Source organism: Pseudomonas sp. LTR0, from assembly GCF_036630035.1.
Classification (GTDB): Bacteria; Pseudomonadota; Gammaproteobacteria; order Pseudomonadales; family Pseudomonadaceae; genus Aquipseudomonas; species Aquipseudomonas putida_Y.
On record NZ_CP123734.1, the window covers coordinates 4,428,395 to 4,449,380 of the forward strand.

General features: G+C 61.4%; 18 protein-coding genes and 1 pseudogene. 8 read left to right on the forward strand and 11 right to left on the reverse strand.

Annotation, left to right across the window (positions count from 1 at the left end):
• Window positions 1-330 precede the first annotated feature (330 nt).
• Together QCL51_RS20300 and QCL51_RS20305 are read left to right on the forward strand one after the other, a co-directional pair.
• Window positions 331-1,587, forward strand: a complete 1,257-nt coding sequence (locus QCL51_RS20300; protein ID WP_021785783.1) for an OprD family porin — start codon at window positions 331-333, stop codon at window positions 1,585-1,587.
• Window positions 1,588-1,829: 242 nt separating this feature from the next.
• The gene (locus QCL51_RS20305; protein ID WP_275966803.1) at window positions 1,830-2,354 is read left to right on the forward strand and encodes an Mpo1-like protein; all 525 of its coding nucleotides are present in this window, start codon (window positions 1,830-1,832) and stop codon (window positions 2,352-2,354) included.
• Window positions 2,355-2,436: 82 nt separating this feature from the next.
• Here the strand turns inward: QCL51_RS20305 and pcaC are convergent, their stop codons facing one another.
• The 8 genes and pseudogenes from pcaC to pcaR form a co-directional block, all read right to left on the reverse strand.
• Window positions 2,437-2,829, reverse strand: a complete 393-nt coding sequence (gene pcaC / locus QCL51_RS20310; RefSeq protein WP_010952489.1) for a 4-carboxymuconolactone decarboxylase — start codon at window positions 2,827-2,829, stop codon at window positions 2,437-2,439.
• A gap of 10 nt (window positions 2,830-2,839) precedes the next feature.
• A complete protein-coding gene (gene pcaD, locus QCL51_RS20315; protein ID WP_319298503.1) occupies window positions 2,840-3,631 on the reverse strand; it encodes a 3-oxoadipate enol-lactonase in 792 nt (263 codons plus the stop codon).
• 11 nt (window positions 3,632-3,642) lie between these two features.
• Window positions 3,643-4,995 carry a 3-carboxy-cis,cis-muconate cycloisomerase gene (locus QCL51_RS20320; protein WP_319298500.1) on the reverse strand — a complete coding sequence of 451 codons (1,353 nt, stop codon included), beginning with the start codon at window positions 4,993-4,995 and terminating at the stop codon, window positions 3,643-3,645.
• 9 nt (window positions 4,996-5,004) lie between these two features.
• The gene (locus QCL51_RS20325; protein ID WP_084850837.1) at window positions 5,005-6,294 is read right to left on the reverse strand and encodes an MFS family transporter; all 1,290 of its coding nucleotides are present in this window, start codon (window positions 6,292-6,294) and stop codon (window positions 5,005-5,007) included.
• Window positions 6,295-6,481: 187 nt separating this feature from the next.
• Window positions 6,482-7,687, reverse strand: coding sequence for a 3-oxoadipyl-CoA thiolase (gene pcaF, locus QCL51_RS20330; protein WP_173401673.1), 1,206 nt, complete (start codon window positions 7,685-7,687; stop codon window positions 6,482-6,484).
• A pseudogene (locus tag QCL51_RS20335) lies at window positions 7,684-7,779 on the reverse strand (CoA-transferase subunit beta); the annotation flags it as partial. The pseudogene QCL51_RS20335 and the gene pcaF, both read right to left, overlap by 4 nt.
• 229 nt (window positions 7,780-8,008) lie before the next feature.
• A complete protein-coding gene (locus QCL51_RS20340) occupies window positions 8,009-9,355 on the reverse strand; it encodes an MFS transporter (protein ID WP_021785789.1) in 1,347 nt (448 codons plus the stop codon).
• Window positions 9,356-9,675: 320 nt separating this feature from the next.
• Window positions 9,676-10,485 (reverse strand): pca regulon transcriptional regulator PcaR, encoded by an 810-nt coding sequence (gene pcaR / locus QCL51_RS20345; protein ID WP_033723735.1) that lies wholly within the window; start codon window positions 10,483-10,485, stop codon window positions 9,676-9,678.
• A gap of 544 nt (window positions 10,486-11,029) precedes the next feature.
• Here pcaR and QCL51_RS20350 point away from each other — a divergent pair.
• Window positions 11,030-11,230, forward strand: a complete 201-nt coding sequence (locus QCL51_RS20350) for a hypothetical protein (protein ID WP_021785791.1) — start codon at window positions 11,030-11,032, stop codon at window positions 11,228-11,230.
• Between the two features lie 313 nt (window positions 11,231-11,543).
• Complete coding sequence (locus QCL51_RS20355; RefSeq protein ID WP_028697497.1) at window positions 11,544-13,016, forward strand: inorganic phosphate transporter; 1,473 nt, start codon at window positions 11,544-11,546, stop codon at window positions 13,014-13,016.
• Between the two features lie 121 nt (window positions 13,017-13,137).
• Here QCL51_RS20355 and QCL51_RS20360 read toward each other — a convergent pair whose 3' ends face one another.
• Window positions 13,138-14,613, reverse strand: a complete 1,476-nt coding sequence (locus tag QCL51_RS20360; RefSeq protein WP_021785793.1) for a helicase HerA-like domain-containing protein — start codon at window positions 14,611-14,613, stop codon at window positions 13,138-13,140.
• Between the two features lie 169 nt (window positions 14,614-14,782).
• On the opposite strand from QCL51_RS20360, the gene QCL51_RS20365 reads away from it, so the two are divergent.
• The 4 genes from QCL51_RS20365 (at window position 14,783) to QCL51_RS20380 (ending at window position 19,687) form a co-directional block, all read left to right on the forward strand.
• Window positions 14,783-16,657 carry a methyl-accepting chemotaxis protein gene (locus QCL51_RS20365; protein ID WP_021785794.1) on the forward strand — a complete coding sequence of 625 codons (1,875 nt, stop codon included), beginning with the start codon at window positions 14,783-14,785 and terminating at the stop codon, window positions 16,655-16,657.
• A 162-nt stretch (window positions 16,658-16,819) separates the two neighbouring features.
• Entirely contained in the window at window positions 16,820-17,941 is a 1,122-nt protein-coding gene (locus QCL51_RS20370) for a glycosyltransferase family 1 protein (RefSeq protein ID WP_021785795.1), read from the forward strand.
• Window positions 17,934-18,698, forward strand: a complete 765-nt coding sequence (locus QCL51_RS20375) for a DUF2334 domain-containing protein (protein WP_103469443.1) — start codon at window positions 17,934-17,936, stop codon at window positions 18,696-18,698. Before QCL51_RS20370 ends, QCL51_RS20375 begins: the two co-directional genes overlap by 8 nt.
• Complete coding sequence (locus QCL51_RS20380; protein ID WP_021785797.1) at window positions 18,695-19,687, forward strand: lysylphosphatidylglycerol synthase transmembrane domain-containing protein; 993 nt, start codon at window positions 18,695-18,697, stop codon at window positions 19,685-19,687. Before QCL51_RS20375 ends, QCL51_RS20380 begins: the two co-directional genes overlap by 4 nt.
• Here QCL51_RS20380 and QCL51_RS20385 read toward each other — a convergent pair.
• Window positions 19,593-19,826 carry a hypothetical protein gene (locus QCL51_RS20385; protein WP_080671185.1) on the reverse strand — a complete coding sequence of 78 codons (234 nt, stop codon included), beginning with the start codon at window positions 19,824-19,826 and terminating at the stop codon, window positions 19,593-19,595. The two genes, QCL51_RS20380 and QCL51_RS20385, sit on opposite strands and share 95 nt — an antisense overlap.
• 92 nt (window positions 19,827-19,918) lie before the next feature.
• Window positions 19,919-20,770, reverse strand: a complete 852-nt coding sequence (purU, locus tag QCL51_RS20390; protein WP_003251921.1) for a formyltetrahydrofolate deformylase — start codon at window positions 20,768-20,770, stop codon at window positions 19,919-19,921.
• Between the last annotated feature and the right edge of the window lie 216 nt (window positions 20,771-20,986).

Genomic DNA, 20,986 nt, shown 5'->3' on the forward strand with positions numbered 1-20,986 from the left:
CCGGTGATTCACCGTCGCAGCCACCACCGTATTCGCGGGTGAACCCGCTCCTACACAGATCGTGTGGTGGACACATATCGGTGGTTGGGCGCAAGCCGTTGTAGGAGCGGGTTTACCCGCGAAGAGGCCAGCACAGGAGACTTATTAACCAACCAGAACATTCCGTTCGATTATCGCCCCGTTCCGTTTGCGGCGAATTGCCTCACCCCCGCACAACCCCGCACCATCCCCTCCACGCAACGTTGCCCAAGTTCATCAAAAAGACCCGCACCTGCAGGCCTGATCCTGCAGTGCAACAGCTCGACCATAAAAACAAGAGATCCACGACAGATGAGCATTTCGCTACCCGCACGCCAGCTGCTGCCCGGCCTGTTGGCCATGTCCTGCGCCCTCCCCGTGTTCGCCGCCAACGAAGGCGGTTTCATCGAGGACGCCAAGGCCACCCTCAACCTGCGCAACTTCTACATCAACCGCAACTTCGTTGACCCGGCCCACCCACAGGGCAAGGCCGAGGAATGGACGCAAAGCTTCATCCTCGATGCCCGTTCCGGTTTCACCCAGGGCACGGTCGGCTTCGGCGTGGACGTACTGGGGCTCTACTCGGTCAAGCTCGACGGCGGCAGAGGCACCACCAACACTCACTTGCTACCTGTGCATGACGACGGGCGCCCGGCCGATGACTTCGGCAGGCTGGGTGTGGCGCTGAAAGCCAAGCTGTCCGAAACCGAGCTGAAAGTCGGTGAATGGATGCCGGTACTGCCAATCCTGCGTTCAGACGATGGTCGCTCGTTGCCGCAAACATTCCGCGGTGGTCAACTGACCTCCAGGGAAATCGCCGGCCTGACCCTGTATGCCGGCCAGTTCCGCGGCAACAGCCCACGCAACGATGCCAGCATGGAAGACATGTCGCTCAACGGCAAAGCTGCCTTCACCTCCGACCGTTTCAATTTCGGCGGCGGTGAGTACAGCTTCAACGACAAGCGCACCATGATCGGCCTGTGGGATGCCCAGCTCAAGGACATCTACCGCCAGCAGTACCTCAACCTGACGCACAGCCAGCCGCTGGGCGACTGGACGCTGGGCGCCAACCTGGGCTACTTCATCGGCAAGGAAGATGGTGCCGAACGGGCCGGCAAGCTGGACAACCGCACCGCCTCCGCCTTGCTTTCGGCGCGCTACCAAGGCCACACCTTTTACGTTGGCCTGCAGAAGGTCAGCGGCGACGATGCCTGGATGCGGGTCAATGGCACCAGTGGCGGTACCCTGGCCAACGACAGCTATAATTCAAGCTTCGACAATGCCAAGGAGCGTTCCTGGCAGGTTCGCCATGACTTCAACTTCGCCACCGTCGGCGTACCCGGCCTGACCCTGATGAACCGCTATATCAAGGGTGAAAACGTCACCGTGGGCAGCGTGGACGATGGCAAGGAATGGGCACGGGAAACAGAGCTGGCCTATGTGGTGCAGTCGGGCAGTTTCAAGGACCTGTCGGTGAAATGGCGCAACTCGACCATGCGTCGCGACTTCAGCACCAACGCGTTCGATGAGAACCGCTTGATTGTGAGTTATCCGCTGAATCTTCTGTGAATCAGATGGCCTCTTCGCGGAAAAACTCGCGAAGAGGCCAGTCTCCCCCTCAAGTGACCTAACGCTATAAACATTCATGCACCTTCTTCGGGGGCATGATTTGCTGCAGCTGAATAAAACCCTGCCATGAATTTGCCAGTGCGAACTGCCGCCATTCGCTGAGCTGATGATGGTGGTGACGGCGGACTATCCTGATCACTATCGGGTACAGGTGAAACCAAGCAGAACAGGGAGGCACAACAATGAAAACCCTCGTCGACCACCTGAGCCAATACGCCAACTACCACCGCGACCCGCGCAACATCGCCACCCACTTCGTCGGTATTCCCATGATCGTACTGGCAGTCACCATCCTGCTTTCACGCCCAGGCTGGGAGATGGCTGGCATGTGGCTGTCCCCTGCCCTGGTGGCAGCGGCGGCGTCGGTGTGGTTCTACCTGCGCCTGGACCTGCGCTTCGGGCTGGTGATGGGGCTGTTGCTGGGGCTGTGCCTGTGGGTCGGTGAGATGCTGGCAGTGCAGTCGACAACACTATGGCTCGGCGCCGGGCTGGGGGCGTTCGTGGTGGGCTGGGTCATCCAGTTCATCGGCCATTACTACGAAGGCCGCAAGCCGGCATTTGTCGACGACCTGAGTGGCCTGATCATCGGGCCACTGTTCGTGGTGGCCGAAGCTGCGTTCATGTTGGGCCTGTGCCCGACGCTGAAGCATGCCGTAGAAACCAACGCCGGCCCGGTTGCCATGCGGGAGAAAAAGGCATCGGTTTAAGGGCCATCGCGGGCAAGCTCCCGGCCACAGGTCTGCAGGGTTATACAGGACCTGTGGCAGGGAGCTTGCCCGCGAACACGATTTACTGGCGCGACTCTACGCCAAGTTCATCCCACACCGACTCAGCCAGGTGGAACGTGGCATTGGCCGCCGGAATGCCGCAGTAGATCGCGCTCTGCATCAGCACTTCCTTGATCTCGTCGCGGGTCACGCCGTTGTTGGCTGCGGCGCGCAGGTGCAGCTTCAGTTCGTCGTTGCGGTTCATGCCGATCAGCATGGCGATGGTGATCAGGCTGCGGGTATGGCGCGGCAGCCCCGGGCGGGTCCAGATGTCACCCCAGGCGTGGCGGGTGATCATTTCCTGAAACTCGCCATTGAAGTCGTTGAGCTTCTCCAGGCTGCGGTCCACGTGGGCATCGCCCAGCACTGCGCGGCGCACTTGCATGCCAGCGTCGTAACGTTGTTTCTCGTCCATGGCGTTGTCCTCAGTGAGCCAGCAGGAAATCGAGCACGCGGCGGCTGAAGGCCTCGCCAATCTCGACGTTGGACAGGTGCGCCGCCGGGAAGTCGACGTACTCGGCACCTTGGATACCGGCCTGCATGAAGCGGCCATGCTCAGGGGTGGTCACTACGTCTTCAGTACCGGTAACGATCAGCGCGGGCACCTGGATGTGGCCCAGTTGCTCACGATAATCAGCGTCACGCACCGCTGCGCAGTTGCCGGCATAGCCTTGCGGGCTGGTTTGCGCCAGCATCTGGCAGATACGCTGAGCTTGCTCCGACTGTGCCTGGGCAAAACCTGGGGTAAACCAGCGGGCGATGGAGGCATCGCGCAGGTCGACCATGGCCTGCTGGCCACCTTTGAGCACAGTGTCGATACGGGTGTTCCACACCTCGTCGTTGGCGATCTTGGCGGCCGTGTTGCACAGGGTCAGGCTGCGCAGGCGCTCACCTGCATTGATGCCCAGCCACTGGCCGATCAGGCCCCCCATCGACAGGCCGACGAAGTGAGCTTTCTGGATGTCCAGGCCATCGAGCAGGGCCAGCACGTCGCGGCCCAGCTGTTCGATGCTGTAAGGGCCTTCAGTGACCAGCGATGCGCCGTGACCACGGGTGTCGTAGCGCAGCACCCGGAAGTGCTGGCTCCAGAGCGGAATCTGGGTGTCCCACATGCCCAGGTCGGTACCCAGCGAGTTGGACAGGACCAGCACCGGGGCGTCTTCCGGGCCATCGATCTGATAATTCAAAACGCCATCGGCCAGTTGCAAGTGCGCCACAGCGGTCTCCTTCAGGCAGTGAAACGTTGATGTTCGGACACGGCGCGCGCCACCCAGACGCGGGCCTGGCCCAGGTAATGGGCAGGGTCGAGCAGGCGATCGAGTTCTTCGCCAGACAGCTCGGCGCTGACCTGCGGTTCGTCACCCAGCACGGCACGCAGGTGCCGTTGTTCGGCTACCGCGCGCTGGCAGCATTGTTCCAGCAGGTGGTGGGCACGGTCGCGCCCCAGGCGCTGGGCAAGGACAATGCTCACCGCTTCGGCCAGCACCAGGCCTTGTGTCAGGTCGAGGTTATGGCGCATGCGCGCGGCATCCACCTCCATACCCTCGGCAATCATTTGAGCCTGGCGCAGGGCGCCAGAGACCAGGCAGCAGATATCCGGCAAGGTTTCCCACTCGGCATGCCATAGGCCCAGGCTGCGTTCGTGCTCCTGGGGCATGGCCGCGAACAGCGTCGACAGCAGGCCCGGCACGCGGGTTGCGGCACCGATCAACACGGCAGCACCCACCGGGTTGCGCTTGTGTGGCATGGTCGAAGACCCACCCTTGCCCGGCGCAGAAGGCTCAAACACCTCCCCCGCCTCGGTTTGCATCAGCAAGCTGATATCGCGGCCGAACTTGCCCAGGCTGCCGGCAACCAGGCCCAGTACCGAGGCAAACTCCACCAGGCGGTCACGCTGGGTGTGCCAGGGCTGTTCGGGCAGGGACAGTTTGAGCTGTTCGGCCAGCGCTTCGGCCACCGGCATCGCCTTGCTGCCCAAGGCCGCCAGGCTGCCCGAGGCTCCGCCGAACTGCAGGACCAGCAGGCGCGGGCGCAGTTCATGCAGGCGCTGACGGTGGCGGGTCAAAGCACCCAGTACACCGGCCAGCTTCATGCCCAGGGTCACCGGGGTGGCGTGCTGCAACCAGGTACGACCCACCAATGGCGTATCGGCGTGCTTCAAGGCCTGCTGCGACAGGGTATCGGCCAGCTTGCCGAGGTCGGCCTCGATCAAATCGAGGGCATCGCGCAGTTGCAGAACCAGACCGGTATCCATCGCATCCTGGCTGGTGGCCCCAAGGTGCACATAGCGCTCAGCCTCAGGCACGCCGGTGGCGATCACCTTGCCCAACGCTTTCACCAGCGGAATGGCCGAGTTGCCCGCGGTGGCGATGGCATTGGCCAGCGCGCCAACGTCATAGCGCTCGGCCTGGCATGCCGCCTCGATGGCCGCCACCGCGCTGTGCGGGACCAAACCGGCAGAGGCTTCGGCACGGGCAAGCGCTGCTTCGAAATCCAGCATGCCCTGCAGGCGGCCTCGGTCGGAGAAAATCTCGCGCATGGCCGGCGCGGTGAAATAGGCGTCGAACAGTTGGTTGCTCATGCAGCGTCCTTAATCATCATGGTGCAGATACACCGCCTGCTTCGGCAGGCGCAGGCTGAACAGGAAAGCAATCGCCATCATCGCCGTCACGTACCAGTAGAAAGTGTTTTCCATCCCCAGGGTTTTCAGACCCAGGGCCACATATTCGGCCGAACCGCCGAATGCTGCGTTGGCCACCGCATAGGCCAGGCCCACCCCCAGTGCACGCACCTGTGGCGGGAACATTTCGGCTTTCACCAGGCCGCTGATCGAGGTGTAGAAACTGACGATACACAGGGCCAGGCTGATCAGCACGAAGGCCATGAGCGGGCTGGTCACGGTTTTCAGTGCCATCAGCAGCGGCACGGTGAACAAGGTGCCGAGCGCGCCGAACAGCAGCATCGAATTGCGCCGACCGATACGGTCGGACAGCATGCCGAAGAACGGCTGTACCACCATGAACAGGAACAATGCTCCGGTCATCACGTAGCTGGCGTTCTTGGCTGTCATGCCCGCAGTGTTGACCAGGTATTTCTGCATATAAGTGGTGAAAGTATAGAAAATCAGCGAGCCACCAGCGGTGTAACCCAATACTGTGATGAACGCCGCTGCGTGATTGCGGAACAGGCCACCGATCGAACCTGCATCCTTGTCATTGCGGGCTTCGGCGCTACTGGTCTCGTGCAGCGAACGGCGCAGCATCAACGAGATCAGGGCGGCGATGGCCCCCACCACGAAAGGAATGCGCCAGCCCCAGGCCCGCAGTTCATCTTCAGTCAGCAGCTGTTGCAGGATCACCACGACCAGTACCGCCAGCAACTGGCCGCCAATCAGGGTGACGTACTGGAACGAAGCAAAGAAGCCGCGCTGCCCACGCAGGGCCACTTCACTCATGTAGGTGGCCGTGGTGCCGTATTCGCCCCCAACCGACAGGCCCTGGATCAGGCGAGCCAGCAATAGCAGCGCCGGTGCCCAGGTGCCGATGCTGGCATAGGTGGGCAGGCAAGCGATCATCAGGGAGCCGAAGCACATCATCAGCACCGAGATCATCAGGGAATTCTTGCGACCATGGCGGTCGGCGAGGCGGCCGAAGATCCAGCCACCGATTGGGCGCATCAGGAAACCTGCGGCGAATACACCAGCCGTGTTCAACAACTGCACGGTGGGATCGTCCGAGGGGAAGAAGGCCGGGGCGAAGTAGATCGCACAGAAGGCGTAGACGTAGAAGTCGAACCATTCCACCAGGTTGCCTGACGAGGCACCGACGATAGCGAAGATGCGCTTGCTGCGTTCTTCGCCAGTGTAATAGGTTGAAGTCATGACGGTTTTACTCCTGGAGGGTACTAGGTAAATCTAGACATACCTGGTAACACACTCGTTCCGCTATCTGGCTGGCAATTGGCCTTATGTCTCACAGGACAGGCCTCTTCGCGGGCAAGCCCGCTCCCACAGGTGATTGCGTGGATCCCTGTGGGAGCTGGCTTGCCCGCGAAGAGGCCGGTACAGGTCAAACCCGCTCGATGGCCAGTGCCAGACCTTGGCCAACGCCCACACACATGGTCGCCAGGCCTTTACGCCCACCACTCTTCTCCAGCTGGTGCAGCGCAGTCAGCACCAGGCGCGCACCGCTCATGCCCAGCGGGTGGCCCAGGGCAATGGCGCCGCCATTAGGGTTTACCTGTGGCGCATCGTCAGCGACACCCAGCTCACGCAGCACTGCCAGGCCTTGGCTGGCAAACGCCTCGTTAAGCTCGATCACGTCGAAATCACTTACCGCCACCCCCAGACGCTCAGTCAGCTTGCGCACCGCCGGCACCGGGCCAATGCCCATGACACGTGGAGCAACGCCGCCGCTGGCCATGCCCAAAACGCGGGCGCGCGGGGTCAGGCCGTGCTTCTTCACCGCAGCGGCCGAGGCCAGGATCATCGCCGCGGCACCGTCGTTCACGCCCGAGGCGTTGCCGGCGGTGACCGTCTTGTCCGGACCGTTGACCGGTTTGAGCTTGGTCAGCGCCTCCAGAGTGGTTTCCGGGCGCAGGTGTTCGTCACGTTCGACGATGATTTCGCCCTTCTTGTGAGCGATACGCACCGGCACAATTTCTTCGGCGAAGAAGCCGGCAGCCTGCGCAGCAGCAGCCTTTTGCTGACTGCGCAGGGCGAACGCGTCCTGGTCAGCACGCGAAACCTGATAGTCATCAGCCACGTTGTCGGCGGTTTCCGGCATGGAATCCACACCATACTGGCTCTTCATCAGCGGGTTGATGAAACGCCAGCCAATGGTGGTGTCTTCCAGCTTCATGTTGCGCGAATAGGCGCTTTCAGCCTTGCCCATGACGAACGGGGCGCGCGACATCGACTCGACGCCACCGGCAATCACCAGTTCCATCTCGCCGCTGGCGATGGCGCGGAAAGCAGTGCCGATGGCATCCATGCCCGACGCACACAGGCGGTTCAGGGTGACACCCGGGATGCTTTCCGGCAGGCCGGCCAGCAGCAGTGCCATGCGGGCCACGTTGCGGTTGTCTTCACCGGCCTGGTTGGCGCAGCCGAAGAACACTTCGTCTACCTGGTCCCACTGCACGCCTGGGTTGCGCTCTACCAGCGCCTTCAGCGGCACCGCTGCCAGGTCGTCGGCCCGCACGCTGGCCAGGGCGCCGCCGAAGCGGCCGATGGGGGTACGGATGGCGTCACAGATGAATACGTCGTGCATCAGGCTTCTCCTGCCAGCTGGCCATGGGCCGCGGCGGTACGGGCGTCGAGGTCACACATGGTGGACAGCTCGATTTGGGTGGGTTCGGAAATGGTCTGCGCGTGGCATTTGGAGGCTCCTGGTCAGGGTGCTTCGATAAACCCAGATTAAGGAGACTGGTGGGTACCTTACAATCCGATAATCGACTATTCGTGCGATTATCGAACCATTTGTTCTACAACTATTCCCCCACCACCAGGCAGTTGTGCGCCCTGATCGCAGCACAACACCGCTCCTGCCGGAGCAGCCTTGTGCTGCGAATGGGCCGCGACGCGGCCCTCGCCCTCAGGTTGCGTCGGAGTGGCTGACCAGCCCCTTGACGACCACACCCACGGTCGCCAGCGCCGCCGGTACGAGCAAGGCCGTCAGCACCTGCTCGAAGTTCCAGCCCAGGCCCAACAGCGTTGCGCCACTCCAGGCCCCTAGAATCGCACCAAAGCGGCCAATACCCAGCATCCACGATACACCTGTGGCCCGGCCCTGGGTGGGATAGAAGCGGGCCGCCAGCGATGGCATTGCCGACTGCGCACCGTTCACACACATACCGGCGACGAGTACCAGCGTGGCTAGCACAGTGATGTTACCCAGGCTCTGCCCCACTGCGTAGGCGAACACCCCGGCCAGCAGATAGAAAATACCGATCACCTTGTGCGGATTGAAACGGTCCATGGCCCAACCCACGCCGACTGCGCTTAGCACTCCACCAAACTGGAACAGCGCGCCGATGAACGCGGCCTGCTCCATGCTCGCGCCGCTGTCACGCATCAGGGTTGGCAGCCAGCTGGTCAGGAGGTAGACGATCACCAGGCCCATGAAATAGGTCAGCCACAGCAGCACGGTGCCCAAGCCGTAGGTGCCAGAAAAGATCACCGCAAACACGTTGCGTGCAGCCACCGCCTTTTGCTCCGGCACGCTGAAACTACCGGCCTCGGCCACCACTTGCGGCGCGATTGGCGACAAGGTCTTGCGCACCTTGTCGGTGCCGCGGTTGCGCACCACCAGGAACCGCGCCGACTCCGGCAGCCAGACCATCAGTACCAGCGCCAGCAGCAACGGCAGCACGCCACCGATGACCAGCAGGCTGTGCCAGCCGTAGGCCGGGATCATCTTGGCGGAAATGAAGCCACCACCGGCCATGCCCAGGTTGAAGCCACAGAACATGCTGGTCACCAGCAGCGACTTGAGGCGCTCCGGGGTGTATTCGGACAACAGCGTGGTGGCGTTGGGCATGCCAGCCCCCAGCCCCAGACCAGTCAGAAAGCGCAGCACCAGCAACTGGTCGACGTTGGAGGCATAGGCCGAGGCCAGACTGAAGCCACCGAACACCAGCACCGCCCCCACCAGCACGCCTTTGCGGCCGAAACGGTCAGCCAGCGGCCCGGACCCCAGCGCGCCGAATACCATGCCGATCAATGCAGCACTCATGACCGGCCCAAGGCTCGCGCGGTCGATCCCCCACTCTTGCGACAGTGCCGGGGCGATGAAACCCATGGCAGCGGTGTCCAGGCCATCGAGGAAGACGATCAGGAAGCACAGCAGCACAACCCGCCACTGATACCGGGATAGCGGCTGCTGATTGATGAAAGATTGAACGTCGAGGCTTTTGCCGACGTTGGTTTGCGCTTGGTTCATTATTGTTATCCAGAATGTAGGGCACAGTCAGGCCGTTGCACACGGGTAACCGGTACAAGGGCGATGATTGGGGTAAATGGCCTGGGTCAGCCTGGATATAACGTTACTGCATGCGGGTGCGGCCGCAGCAGCGAGGTGACAGTATTCATGAGTAAGTGCCTCTTATGTTTTTCTTGTTCGGTCGGCTGGCCGACCGTTGCGAGAGACATTAATCAGCGTGCCGAGGTGAAGCAATTCACTCGGCACGACACTGTGCGTTTATCGCACAAGAAACGGTTTTGCCTGTTCCGATCCGGGGCCGCAAAGTGCTCCCTGCGGACTCAACCGAACAACTGATGGCAAAGGTCCCGGCTGGCCGCCAGCAAAATCGGCAAGAACCGCTGCTCCAGCTCACTGCGGGTCACCCGCCCGACATGGGTACTTACATTCAACGCAGCCAATACCTGCCCCGAAGCGTCATACACCGGCACCGCAATCGATCGCAGCCCCTGTTCCAATTCCTGGTCGACCACGCACCAGCCCTGGGCGCGCACCTGCTGGATGCAGGCGAACAACGATTCAGGGTCATTCAGGGTACGGCTGGTGCGCGCCTTGAGGTCGGCACGTTCCAGGTACTCACGCAGGCTGGTGTCGTCCATGGCCGCCAGCAGAATGCGGCCCATCGACGTGCAATAGGCCGGCAGGCGCCCGCCCACTGACAGATCGACCGAGATCAGCCGCTCGACCGTGGCCGAACGGGCTATATAAAGAATGTCGTCACCTTCAAGGGTGGCCATGTTGGCCGCCTCATGTAACTGGTCGCTGATGCGATCCAGGTACGGCTGGGCAGAAATTGCCAGTGGTGTGGACGACAGGTAAGCATGCCCCAGCGTCAACACTTTGGGCAGCAGCGAATAGGTACGCCCGTCAGTGGTGGCGTAACCCAGCTTGATCAGCGTGTGCAGGCAGCGGCGCACCGCTGCGCGAGGGATTTCGGTACGGTGGCTGATCTGGGCGATGGTCAGGTGCCGCTTGCGCTCCTGGAAGGCCTGGATCACGGCCAGGCCACGTGCCAGAGAGGTCATGAAGTCAGGGTCACCGGTAAAGGCCTGGATGCGCTTGGCCGGGGAAGCCACGATCGGCGGCGCCATGGCAGCCGAAGCAGGTCGCGCCACCTCCGCATTGCCGGAATCGTTGTCCAGGGTTTCGTCACTCATCGCACACCTCAAAAAAAACACCGGTTCGTGCGATTATCGAACAAACGGCCGATAATCGCAATTGACCGCCGACACGTTTGCTTATACCTTTCCTCTGCCACTTGTGGCTTCTTTGGAGAGACTGGTCAGGTACCCACCGTAAGAAGTCCCCAGGCAACGGCCTCGCCTTTCGGCGAGGCCGTTTTTCGTTACGGCCCGCCCTGACATTGCAGCGAACTTCTATCCTTCATTCCTTTCAAACTTGTACGAAAGGTCCAAACTGTTGGTGAACAGATCCTGCTACTTGCGCCAGATGATGTCAGTGCTGAGTAAATAACGATGTTCGGCGAATTATCGGTTGCTATAATCGACTGCGCAGGCCCTCCGCTTACCGTGGTGATGGAACCTTCCGCTTTAACAAGCCGTTGCGGCCAGCAAGGCAATATGCATGTGGCACAATGCATGACAACAGTCATTACACTTATTTCAGGTACTGCATGTGACGAAAGATGAACTGCGCGCGGAACTCGAGCGCCAGGCTGAACGTTACAAGGAAGTTTATGGTGGCGAAGTCACCACCTACGCCGCACAACCGGATCCGGAACGCAAACCTTGGCGCAAGCGTGCCAGCGTTCGCGACCAGGCCTTCAGCCAGGAACTGGAACGCATCGAAAAAGAACTGCGCAGCGACAATCCCTGAGCCTCGGGGGTCCTCTGCGCGTCGTCGCCCGGTCAACCCGGGCGAGGTCGATCTTTACTGTCTGGCCGATGATGAAATGGAATTACACAAATTTCATACGGCCGTTTGAAATTTTGAGAAATGGACATTTCACAACATTTAGGCCATTTTTCGCCATGATTTTCGACTTTTAGCCGCAATTTACCCCACTGAACGCCCCCCTCTGCACGACACGCTTGCACCATGAAGACTGTCATCTGTCTGTTGCAGGTGCATCGATTGCCAAGGTTTTCTGGCATAATCCCGCCCCCCTATGACCCGCCAGACAACCTTCATGATCGATTTATTCAGCGGACTGGATGCCTGGGTATTGGTGAGCCTACTGCTCGCCTTGACCTTCGTACTCGCCTTCGAGTTCATCAATGGCTTTCATGACACCGCCAACGCGGTAGCTACCGTCATCTATACCAAAGCCATGCCACCGCACCTCGCCGTGTTCTTCTCCGGCGTGTTCAACTTCCTTGGCGTTCTGCTCGGCGGTGTAGGGGTGGCCTATGCCATCGTGCACCTGTTGCCGGTAGAGCTGCTGATCAATGTGAACACCGGACATGGCCTGGCCATGGTCTTCTCGTTGCTGGCCGCGGCCATCACCTGGAACCTGGGCACTTGGTACTTTGGCATTCCCGCCTCCAGTTCGCATACGCTGATCGGCTCCATTCTCGGTGTCGGCCTGGCCAACGCCCTGATCAACGACATTCCGCTGGGCGACGGTGTCAACTGGCAGAAAGCGATCGATATCGCCATGTCACTGGTGGTCTCGCCAATGGCCGGCTTCGCCGTTGCTGCGCTGGTGCTGATCGGCCTGAAATGGTGGCGCCCGCTGTCGAAGATGCACAAAACGCCGGAACAACGCCGCAAGCTCGACGACAAAAAGCACCCGCCCTTCTGGAACCGTCTGGTCCTGGTGGTTTCCGCCATGGGTGTGAGCTTCGTGCACGGCTCCAACGACGGCCAGAAAGGCATCGGCCTGATCATGCTGGTGCTGATCGGTATTGTGCCGGCCAAATTCGTACTCGACCTGAACAGCACCACCTACCAGATCGAGCGTACGCGCGACGCTACCCTGCACATGAGCCAGTTCTACCAGCGTAACGCCGCCACCCTGGGCGAGTTCCTGGCACTGGGCAAGGCCAAGGCCAGCGACCTGCCGGAGCAGTTCAGCTGCAACCCTCAGCAGACCGAACCGACCATTGCTGCGCTGCAGACCTCGCTGAAAGGCGTGACGGACTACCACAGCCTCGACGCCGATAAGCGCGTTGAAGTACGCCGCTACCTGTTGTGCCTGGATGACACCGCGAAGAAGGTTGGCAAGCTGCCAGGCCTGGACGCCCGTGAAAAATCCGACCTTGAAAAGCTGCGCAAAGACCTCACCGCCACTACCGAATACGCCCCGTTCTGGGTGATCGTGGCCGTCGCCCTGGCCCTTGGCCTGGGCACCATGGTTGGCTGGAAGCGCGTAGTGTTGACCGTAGGCGAGAAGATCGGCAAACAAGGCATGACCTATGCCCAAGGCATGTCGGCACAGATCACTGCAGCCTGCGCCATCGGCATGGCCAACGTATTCGCCCTGCCGGTGTCGACCACCCATGTGCTGTCATCCGGCGTGGCCGGCACCATGGTCGCCAACAAAAGTGGCCTGCAAGGCGGCACTGTGAAGACCATCCTGCTGGCATGGGTCCTGACCCTGCCTGCCTCGATGGGCCTGGCGGCCGGCCTGTTCTGGCTGGCGTCCAAAGCCATTGGCTGAGTGACACCGCAATGAATGAAGGCGCCCCCGGGCGCCTTTTTCATAGCCGTCATTCCTGTGCTGCCCTGCTCTTTGCCGGGGCAGCCTTGTGCTACCGAGGGTATGGGCCTGCGCAGGAAGACTACCTTTTCTTGCTCCCTAACAACGACCCCATCAACCCGCGCACCAACTGCCGCCCCAACTGGTTAGCTGCCTGGCGCACTGCCGACTTGATCGCCTGCCCCGCTGCACTCTGCAAGAACTCGCCAGCCTTGTCGGCAAAGCTCTCTTCATCCGCCTTCGGTTGTGGCGCCGGCTCTACCGGTTCGCCCTTGCGCTGGGTCAGCATTTCATAGGCAGATTCACGGTCCACCGGCTTGTCATAGCGCCCAGCCAATGGCGAAGCGGCAATCAGCGCACTGCGCTCAACCGCACTCAGTGGCCCAATACGCGACTGCGGCGGTGCAACCAGCACCCTCTGCACGATGGCCGGCGTGCCCTTTTCTTCCAACGTACCCACCAGCGCTTCGCCAATACCCAGTTCGGTCAGCACTGCCAGGGTATCGAACGCCGGGTTGGGGCGGAAACCATCGGCTACCGCCCGCAGCGACTTCTGCTCCTTGGCCGTGAACGCCCGCAAGCCGTGCTGAATGCGCAAGCCCAACTGGGCCAGCACCGCGTCGGGCAAGTCCCCCGGCGACTGGGTAACGAAATAGACACCCACCCCCTTGGAGCGGATCAGCCGGACCACTTGCTCAAGCCGCTCCTGCAACGCCTTGGGCGTGCCGTTGAACAACAAGTGTGCTTCATCGAAGAACAGCGCCAGCACCGGCTTGTCAGCATCACCGCGCTCGGGCAACTGCTCGAACAATTCGGCCAGCAGCCACAACAGGAACGTCGCGTACACCTTGGGAGCCTCGTGCACCAATCGGCTGGCATCGAGCAGGTGGATACGCCCACGGCCATCCGGATCAGGGCGCAGCAGGTCCTCCAGCTGCAATGCCGGCTCGCCGAACAGTGCCTCGGCGCCCTGCTGCTCCAAGGTAGCGAGCCGGCGCAGCAAGGCCTGGGTAGAAGCCGTGGTCATTAGCGCGCTGTCTTCGCCGAGCAGCTGCGGGTTATCCTTCAGATGCGCCAGCAGGGCCTTGAGGTCTTTGAGGTCCAGCAGCAGCAGGCCTTCGCGGTCGGCCACCTTGAATGCTGCGTACAACGCCGCCTGCTGACTGTCGGTCAGTTCCAGCAAATTGCCCAGCAGCAGCGGCCCCATTTCACTGAGGGTGGTGCGCAGCGGGTGGCCAGACTGCCCGGCGATATCCCATAGGCTCACCGGATAGGCCCGGGGCGTATGCCCCAGCCACGGCATGCCAGCGATGCGCTCAGCCACCTTGCCTTGCGGCGCACCGGCAGCGCCCAAACCACAAAGGTCGCCTTTGACATCGGCGGCGAACACCGCCACCCCCGCGTCGCTGAACACCTCCGCCAGATGCTGCAGAGTGACGGTCTTGCCAGTACCCGTTGCGCCAGCCACCAGACCGTGCCGGTTGGCCAGGCGCATTGCTTGACCGACTGGCTGGCCATCCGGGCCCGCACCTACAACGATGGTCGAAAATTCCGACATCTTTTTAATCCTCTGCTCAAGCTTTAGCTTAATTCGGCCGATACCTGTGGGTGATATTCGCCTTAATAGAGAGGAACAACCGAAAAGGGACTTCTCGGGATGTTGCACAACCTACGGCTCCACTCGTGCGAACGCCTGATATAGAACCTTAGCGGAACCGATTACGCCCATGAACAAAAGCCTTCGTTTCAGCCACAAGATTCTTTTGGCGGCATCACTGATCGTGATACTCGCCTTCAGCCTTTTCACCCTCTACAACGATTACCTCCAGCGTAATGCGATCCGCGAGGACCTGGAAAACTACCTGGCTGAAATGGGCGCCTCCACGTCGACCAACATTCGCAACCTGTTCGAGGGCCGGATAAAACTGGTGGAAAACCTGGCGCAGAACATTGCCCAGAACCCAGCCAGCGCCGAAACCCTGATGGGTCAGAATGCGCTGACCTCCAGCTTCCTCACGGTCTACCTGGGCAAGGTCGACGGCAGTTTCAGCGTGCGCCCGGACGCGAAGATGCCCGACGGCTACGACCCGCGCACCCGCCCTTGGTACAAGGACGGCATGAACGCCAGCGGCGCGACCCTGACCGAACCGTACATCGACATGACCACCAACAAGATGGTCATAGGCATCCTCAACAAGGTCTCCAGCAGCGTTGGCGTGGTCGGCGGCGACCTGGCCCTGGACGGCCTGGTGCAGATCATCAACTCGCTGAACTTCGGCGGCATGGGATACGCCTTCCTGGTCAACGACCAGGGCAAGATCCTGGTGCACCCGGATAAAGACCTGGTCATGAAGTCGCTGTCTGACCTGTTCCCGCAGCACACGCCGAAACTGACCGGTGAGCTGACCGAAGTGCAAAGCGATGGCCAGACTCGCCTGCTGACCTTCAGCCCAATTACCGGCCTGCCGTCGGCAAACTGGTACATCGGCCTGTCGGTGGACAAGGACAAGGCCTTCTCGATGCTCAGCACCTTCCGCACCTCTGCGGTGATCGCCACGCTAGTGGCGGTGGTGATCATCATCGGCCTGCTCGGCCTGCTGATCCGCGTGTTGATGCAGCCGCTGCACACCATGACCCGCGCCATGGAAGACATTGCCGAAGGTGAAGGCGACCTGACCAAGCGCCTGCATATCCACAACCACGACGAATTCGGTGTCCTCGGCAACGCCTTCAACCGCTTCGTCGAACGTATTCACAGCAGCATTCGCGAAGTGTCTTCGGCCACCGAGCAGGTCAACGAAGTGGCCCTGCGGGTGATCAGTGCTTCGAACTCGTCGATGACCAACTCCGATGAGCAGTCCAACCGCACCAACAGTGTCGCAGCCGCCATCAACGAACTGGGAGCAGCTGCCCAGGAAATTGCCGGCAACGCCGCCCAGGCTTCGCAGCACGCAAGCTCCGCGCGCCTGCTGGCCGAAGAAGGCCAGCAAGTGGTCGAGCGCAACATTGCCGCAATGAACCGCCTGTCCGACCTGATCGTCACGTCCAGCGCGCACATCGAAACACTGAACAGCAAGACCGTGAATATCGGCCAGATCCTCGAAGTGATCACCAGCATTTCCCAGCAGACCAACCTGCTGGCACTAAACGCCGCCATCGAAGCGGCCCGCGCCGGTGAGGCCGGGCGTGGCTTTGCCGTGGTCGCCGACGAGGTGCGCAACCTGGCGCACCGCACCCAGGAATCGGCGCAGCAAGTGCAGACCATGATCGAAGAGCTGCAGGTCGGGGCCCGCGAGTCGGTCGATACCATGGACCAGAGCCAGCGCCACAGCCAGGACAGCATGCAGATCGCCAACCAGGCGGGCGAGCGACTGGACAGCGTAACCGTGCGCATTGGCGAAATTGACGGCATGAACCAGTCAGTGGCCACTGCCACCGAAGAGCAGACCGCCGTGGTCGAGGCGATCAACATGGACATCAGCGAGATCAACATGCTCAACCAGGAAGGCGTGGAGAACCTGCAAGCGACCCTGCGCGCGTGCTCCGACCTCGAGCAACAGGCTGGCCGCCTGAAGCATCTGGTGGGCAGCTTCCGTATCTGATAGCTGCTACACCTTCGCCTGGCGCAGCCTTTGTGCTGCTCCAGGCATTGCGCCCCCTCTCAAACTGATCGAACAAACTATCCTTCTGATAGGTCCACCTTTAGGCGTGTCATCGCCGGCAATTCAACGCCGGATGACAGACCCGAAGACGATCCCGGAGGGATGCTGATCGTGCACATCGCCGACATCACCATGTTCTACGCCCCGGCCAGCGGTGGCGTACGTACCTATCTTGATGCCAAACATCACCGTCTCGACGCCATTCACGGCGTACGCCATAGCCTGTTGATTCCTGGGGCCAGTGCCCAACACGCCGATGGTATCTATCAGGTACCTGCGCCGCCCTTGCCGTTTGGCAAAGGCTACCGCTTTCCGGTACGCCTGGCCCCCTGGTGCAACACACTGCGCATGCTCAAGCCCGACCTGATCGAAGTTGGCGACCCCTACCTGACCGCCTGGGCGGCGCTGGAAGCACGGCGCCAGCTCGACGTGCCAGTGATCGGCTTCTACCATTCCGACCTGCCGTTACTGGTCAGCAACCGCATGGGCAACTGGTTCGCCCCCAATGTCGAGGCCTACGTCAGCAAGTTATACGGCAATTTTGACCGGGTACTGGCCCCCAGCCAGGTGATGGCCGAAAAATTACGCCGTTTGGGCGTGCGCGATGTCCATGTGCAGCCGCTGGGCGTTGACCTTGCCACTTTCCACCCCGCCCGGCGCGACCCACATGTACGTGCCGAACTGGGCATTGCCGATACCAGCCGCCTGTTGATCTATGCCGGCCGAGGCTCGCGGGAAAAGAACCTACCGGTACTGCTTGACTGCATGCGGCAACTCGGCGACCCCTACCACCTGTTACTGGTAGGCTCGAGCATGCCGGCCAACGTGCCGCACAACGTCAGCGTCATCGATCACTTCTGCCCGGCTGCAGAGGTGGCCCGGCTGATGGCCAGCGCCGACTTGTTGGTACATGCTGGCGACCAGGAAACATTCGGCCTGGTCATTCTCGAAGCGATGGCCAGCGCCACGCCCGTGGTGGCCGTGCGCGCCGGTGCCTTCCCTGAAATCATCAACGAACAGTGTGGCCGCCTGTGCGCGCCCAACGATGGTCGGGCGATGGCGTCGGCCGTGCGCGAGGCGTTCGAGGCAGGTATACGCGAGCTCGGTGTGCAGGCCCGTCACCATGTAGAGCATCATTATTCGTGGGATAACGTGGTGGCTGGCCTGCTGCAGCACTACCAGGCCGTGCTCGGCCACCAGCCACAGGTGCGCGCCCATGCTTGAGCCCTCCGCGAGCCAGCGCAGCCTCATGCTGGTGCTGCATGATGTTGCCCCGGAAACCTGGCCGGACTATGAACCGTTCGTAGAGGCCGTTGACGCGCTGGGCAACGTGCCAATGACATGGCTGGTGGTCCCGGACTTCCATCGGCGTAATCCGCTGCACCGGGCACCTACGTTCTGCCGCCTTCTGGACGCACGCCTGGCCAAAGGCGACGAACTGGCGCTTCACGGCTATGCCCATGCAGACGAAGGACCCGCACCGCGCAACCCCGTCGACTACTTCATGCGGCGCATCTATACACATGAAGGCGAGTTCTACAGCCTTGATGAGAGCGAAGCACTTACCCGCCTACAGGAGGGCCTGGCACTGTTCGAGGGCCAAGGGTGGCCTGTGGCAGGGTTTGTCGCACCTGCCTGGCTCATGAGCCAAGGCACGCGGCAAGCGCTGTGCAGCCTGCCACTGAAATACACCAGCACACCGCAGCATTTGTACCGTTTGCCGGACTTTACGGCCATTGATGCGCCAGGCCTGGTCTGGAGCGCCCGAAGCGCATGGCGTCGCAAACTGTCCCACACGCTGTGCGACTGGCAATGCCAGCGCTGGCGGGGCGCAAGCACAATACGCATGGGGTTGCACCCTGTAGACATGCGCCATCGCTCATCCCGTGATTATTGGCTGCGAACACTGGAGAAACTGTTGAAGGATGGTCGCGAACCATTGACCAAATCTGCCTGGCTGGAGCGCCAGGGGGCAGCATGAAGCGTTGGGCCTGGTTGGCGCTGGCATTGCTGGGTGCAGCGCTGGTGCCAGCGTTGCTGGGTGGTAGCGAGCTGCTGCCGCGACTGAGCCGGTTCGACCCGCACTTGCTGCTCATGCTGCTAGGCATGATTCTGTTGTGCTGGGTCATCAATGCGCTGCGCCTGCGCCTGTTGCTGGGTGAGCAGGCAAAACAGTTGAGCCATGCTCGCAGCCTGGGCGTGGTCATGGCCACTGAATTTGCCATCTGCACCACCCCTGGCGGCAGTGGTGGGCCGCTGACCCTGATGGCCCTGCTGGCGCGAGACCGCATCAGCCCGGCACGCAGCGGCGCCGTTTTTGCCATGGACCAGTTGAACGACCTGGTGTTCTTCTTCTGCGCAATGCTGGCGATTACCGGCTACGCGCTGTTCCACAGCCTGGGCCACAGCCAGGAAAGCATGTTGCTGGGCAGTGCGTTACTGCTGTGCACAGCGTTGGCCGGGGTGATCGGGCTGTCGCGCTATCGGCGTCCGATAATGCGCATGAACGGCAGGTTGCTGCAGCGCATGGGGATGGGTCAGCCGCGCAAACGCCGCTGGGCGCGCAAACTGCTGCACTTCGTCGCAGCACTGGCGCAGACCTGGCGCCTGCCCAAGCGCACGTTGAGCCTGGTATTCACCCTGACTTGCGCCCACTGGGGGCTGCGCTACAGCGTGTTGTACCTGGTGCTGCGGGGCTTGGGGGTGGACCTGCAGTGGATTCCCAGCTTCCTGGTGCAGATGCTGTCGCTCAGCGCCGGCCAATTCAGCCTGCTGCCTGGCGGAGCCGGGGCCGCCGAGCTGACGTCGGCCAGCCTGTTGACGCCATTGGTGGGCAGTTCGACCGCGGCTGCGGCAATCCTGATATGGCGGGCGGTTACTTACTACTTTTATCTGCTGGCTGGTGGGCCGGTGTTTGTGTGCCTGCTTGGGCGTCCGCTGCTGGAGCGCTGGCGGCGTCAGGCGGGTTGAGCTGTTGCCAGAGCTCGGCGGCGCCGGGGAATTCGGTGCCATCCGTGTCATCCAGGGCTTCAGGGTCGTAGCGGGCCAGGCAGCCTTCGCCAAGGGTCGGTGGAGGTGAGGCGGCGGGGTTGTTGCGTTGCCTGGCCATTGGCGTTTCACCCAAGATTGCCGGGGCGCTGTGCACCCCTGTCGCGACAGGGCTGCACCGCAGCCCAGAATCTCACAGCAAACCAAGTGGTGTCAGTCGAACACCACAGTCTTGTTACCATGCACCAGCACGCGGTCTTCCAGGTGATAACGCAGGCCACGGGCCAGCACCATCTTCTCCACATCACGGCCAAAGCGGACCATGTCCTCGATGCTGTCAGCATGGCTGACACGTACCACATCCTGTTCGATGATCGGGCCGGCGTCCAGCTCTTCGGTGACGTAGTGGCAAGTCGCGCCAATCAGCTTCACGCCCCGCAGGGCGGCCTGATGGTAAGGCTTGGCGCCGACGAACGACGGCAGGAAGCTGTGATGGATGTTGATCACCTTCTCGGCATAGTCCCGGCACAGTTGTGGCGGCAGGATCTGCATGTAGCGGGCCAGTACCACGACGTCGGCGGCATGCTCCTGCACCAGGCGCGACACTTCGGCAAAGGCCGGGGCCTTGTCCTTGGGGTCGACCGGAACATGGAAGAACGGAATACCGTGCCACTCGACCATGCTGCGCAGGTCGTTGTGGTTGGAAATCACGCAAGGGATCTCGCAGTCCAGCTCATCGGTGTGCCAGCGGTGCAGCAAGTCTGCCAGGCAGTGCGACTCACGGCTGGCCATCAATACCACGCGTTTTTTCTGAGCCGAGTCGGTAATGCGCCAGGTCATAGAGAACTCTTCGGCGATCGGCGCAAACGCTTCACGGAAAGCTTCGATACCGAACGGCAGCGATTCAGCGCGGATTTCATGACGCATGAAGAACCAACCGCTCTGCTCATCGGAGTGGTGGCTGGCTTCGTTGATCCAGCCATTGTACAAGGCCAGGAAATTACTGACTTTCGCCACGATGCCTACACGGTCGGGGCAGGCGATCACCAGACGATAGGTGCGCATGAATGAGACTCCAGAACTTCGCAAAGGCGCCTATTCTAGCGGCCCGCCAGAAAAAACGCAGTATTGATCGCTGCCACGATGGCATATGCAGGCGCGAAAACGCAGCAGGGGCTCTGTCTGACAGACATGACGAATCGTCTGGGCCGTATGTAAAATTTTGTTCACGTAGAGAAATGCTGTCACAGCTTAATTAACAGTTAATTGCCCATTCTTATG

Excerpts from the sequence above, each read along its gene's own strand:
- QCL51_RS20300 (WP_021785783.1), top strand. The coding sequence starts at position 331 with ATGAGCATTTCGCTACCCGCACGCCAGCTGCTGCCCGGCCTGTTGGCC.
- QCL51_RS20305 (WP_275966803.1), top strand. The coding sequence starts at position 1,830 with ATGAAAACCCTCGTCGACCACCTGAGCCAATACGCCAACTACCACCGC.
- pcaC (WP_010952489.1), bottom strand. The coding sequence starts at position 2,829 with ATGGACGAGAAACAACGTTACGACGCTGGCATGCAAGTGCGCCGCGCA.
- QCL51_RS20320 (WP_319298500.1), bottom strand. The coding sequence starts at position 4,995 with ATGAGCAACCAACTGTTCGACGCCTATTTCACCGCGCCGGCCATGCGC.
- QCL51_RS20325 (WP_084850837.1), bottom strand. The coding sequence starts at position 6,294 with ATGACTTCAACCTATTACACTGGCGAAGAACGCAGCAAGCGCATCTTC.
- QCL51_RS20340 (WP_021785789.1), bottom strand. The coding sequence starts at position 9,355 with ATGAACCAAGCGCAAACCAACGTCGGCAAAAGCCTCGACGTTCAATCT.
- pcaR (WP_033723735.1), bottom strand. The coding sequence starts at position 10,485 with ATGGCGCCGCCGATCGTGGCTTCCCCGGCCAAGCGCATCCAGGCCTTT.
- QCL51_RS20355 (WP_028697497.1), top strand. The coding sequence starts at position 11,544 with ATGATCGATTTATTCAGCGGACTGGATGCCTGGGTATTGGTGAGCCTA.
- QCL51_RS20360 (WP_021785793.1), bottom strand. The coding sequence starts at position 14,613 with ATGTCGGAATTTTCGACCATCGTTGTAGGTGCGGGCCCGGATGGCCAG.
- QCL51_RS20365 (WP_021785794.1), top strand. The coding sequence starts at position 14,783 with ATGAACAAAAGCCTTCGTTTCAGCCACAAGATTCTTTTGGCGGCATCA.
- QCL51_RS20370 (WP_021785795.1), top strand. The coding sequence starts at position 16,820 with ATGCTGATCGTGCACATCGCCGACATCACCATGTTCTACGCCCCGGCC.
- QCL51_RS20375 (WP_103469443.1), top strand. The coding sequence starts at position 17,934 with ATGCTTGAGCCCTCCGCGAGCCAGCGCAGCCTCATGCTGGTGCTGCAT.
- QCL51_RS20380 (WP_021785797.1), top strand. The coding sequence starts at position 18,695 with ATGAAGCGTTGGGCCTGGTTGGCGCTGGCATTGCTGGGTGCAGCGCTG.
- QCL51_RS20385 (WP_080671185.1), bottom strand. The coding sequence starts at position 19,826 with ATGGCCAGGCAACGCAACAACCCCGCCGCCTCACCTCCACCGACCCTT.
- purU (WP_003251921.1), bottom strand. The coding sequence starts at position 20,770 with ATGCGCACCTATCGTCTGGTGATCGCCTGCCCCGACCGTGTAGGCATC.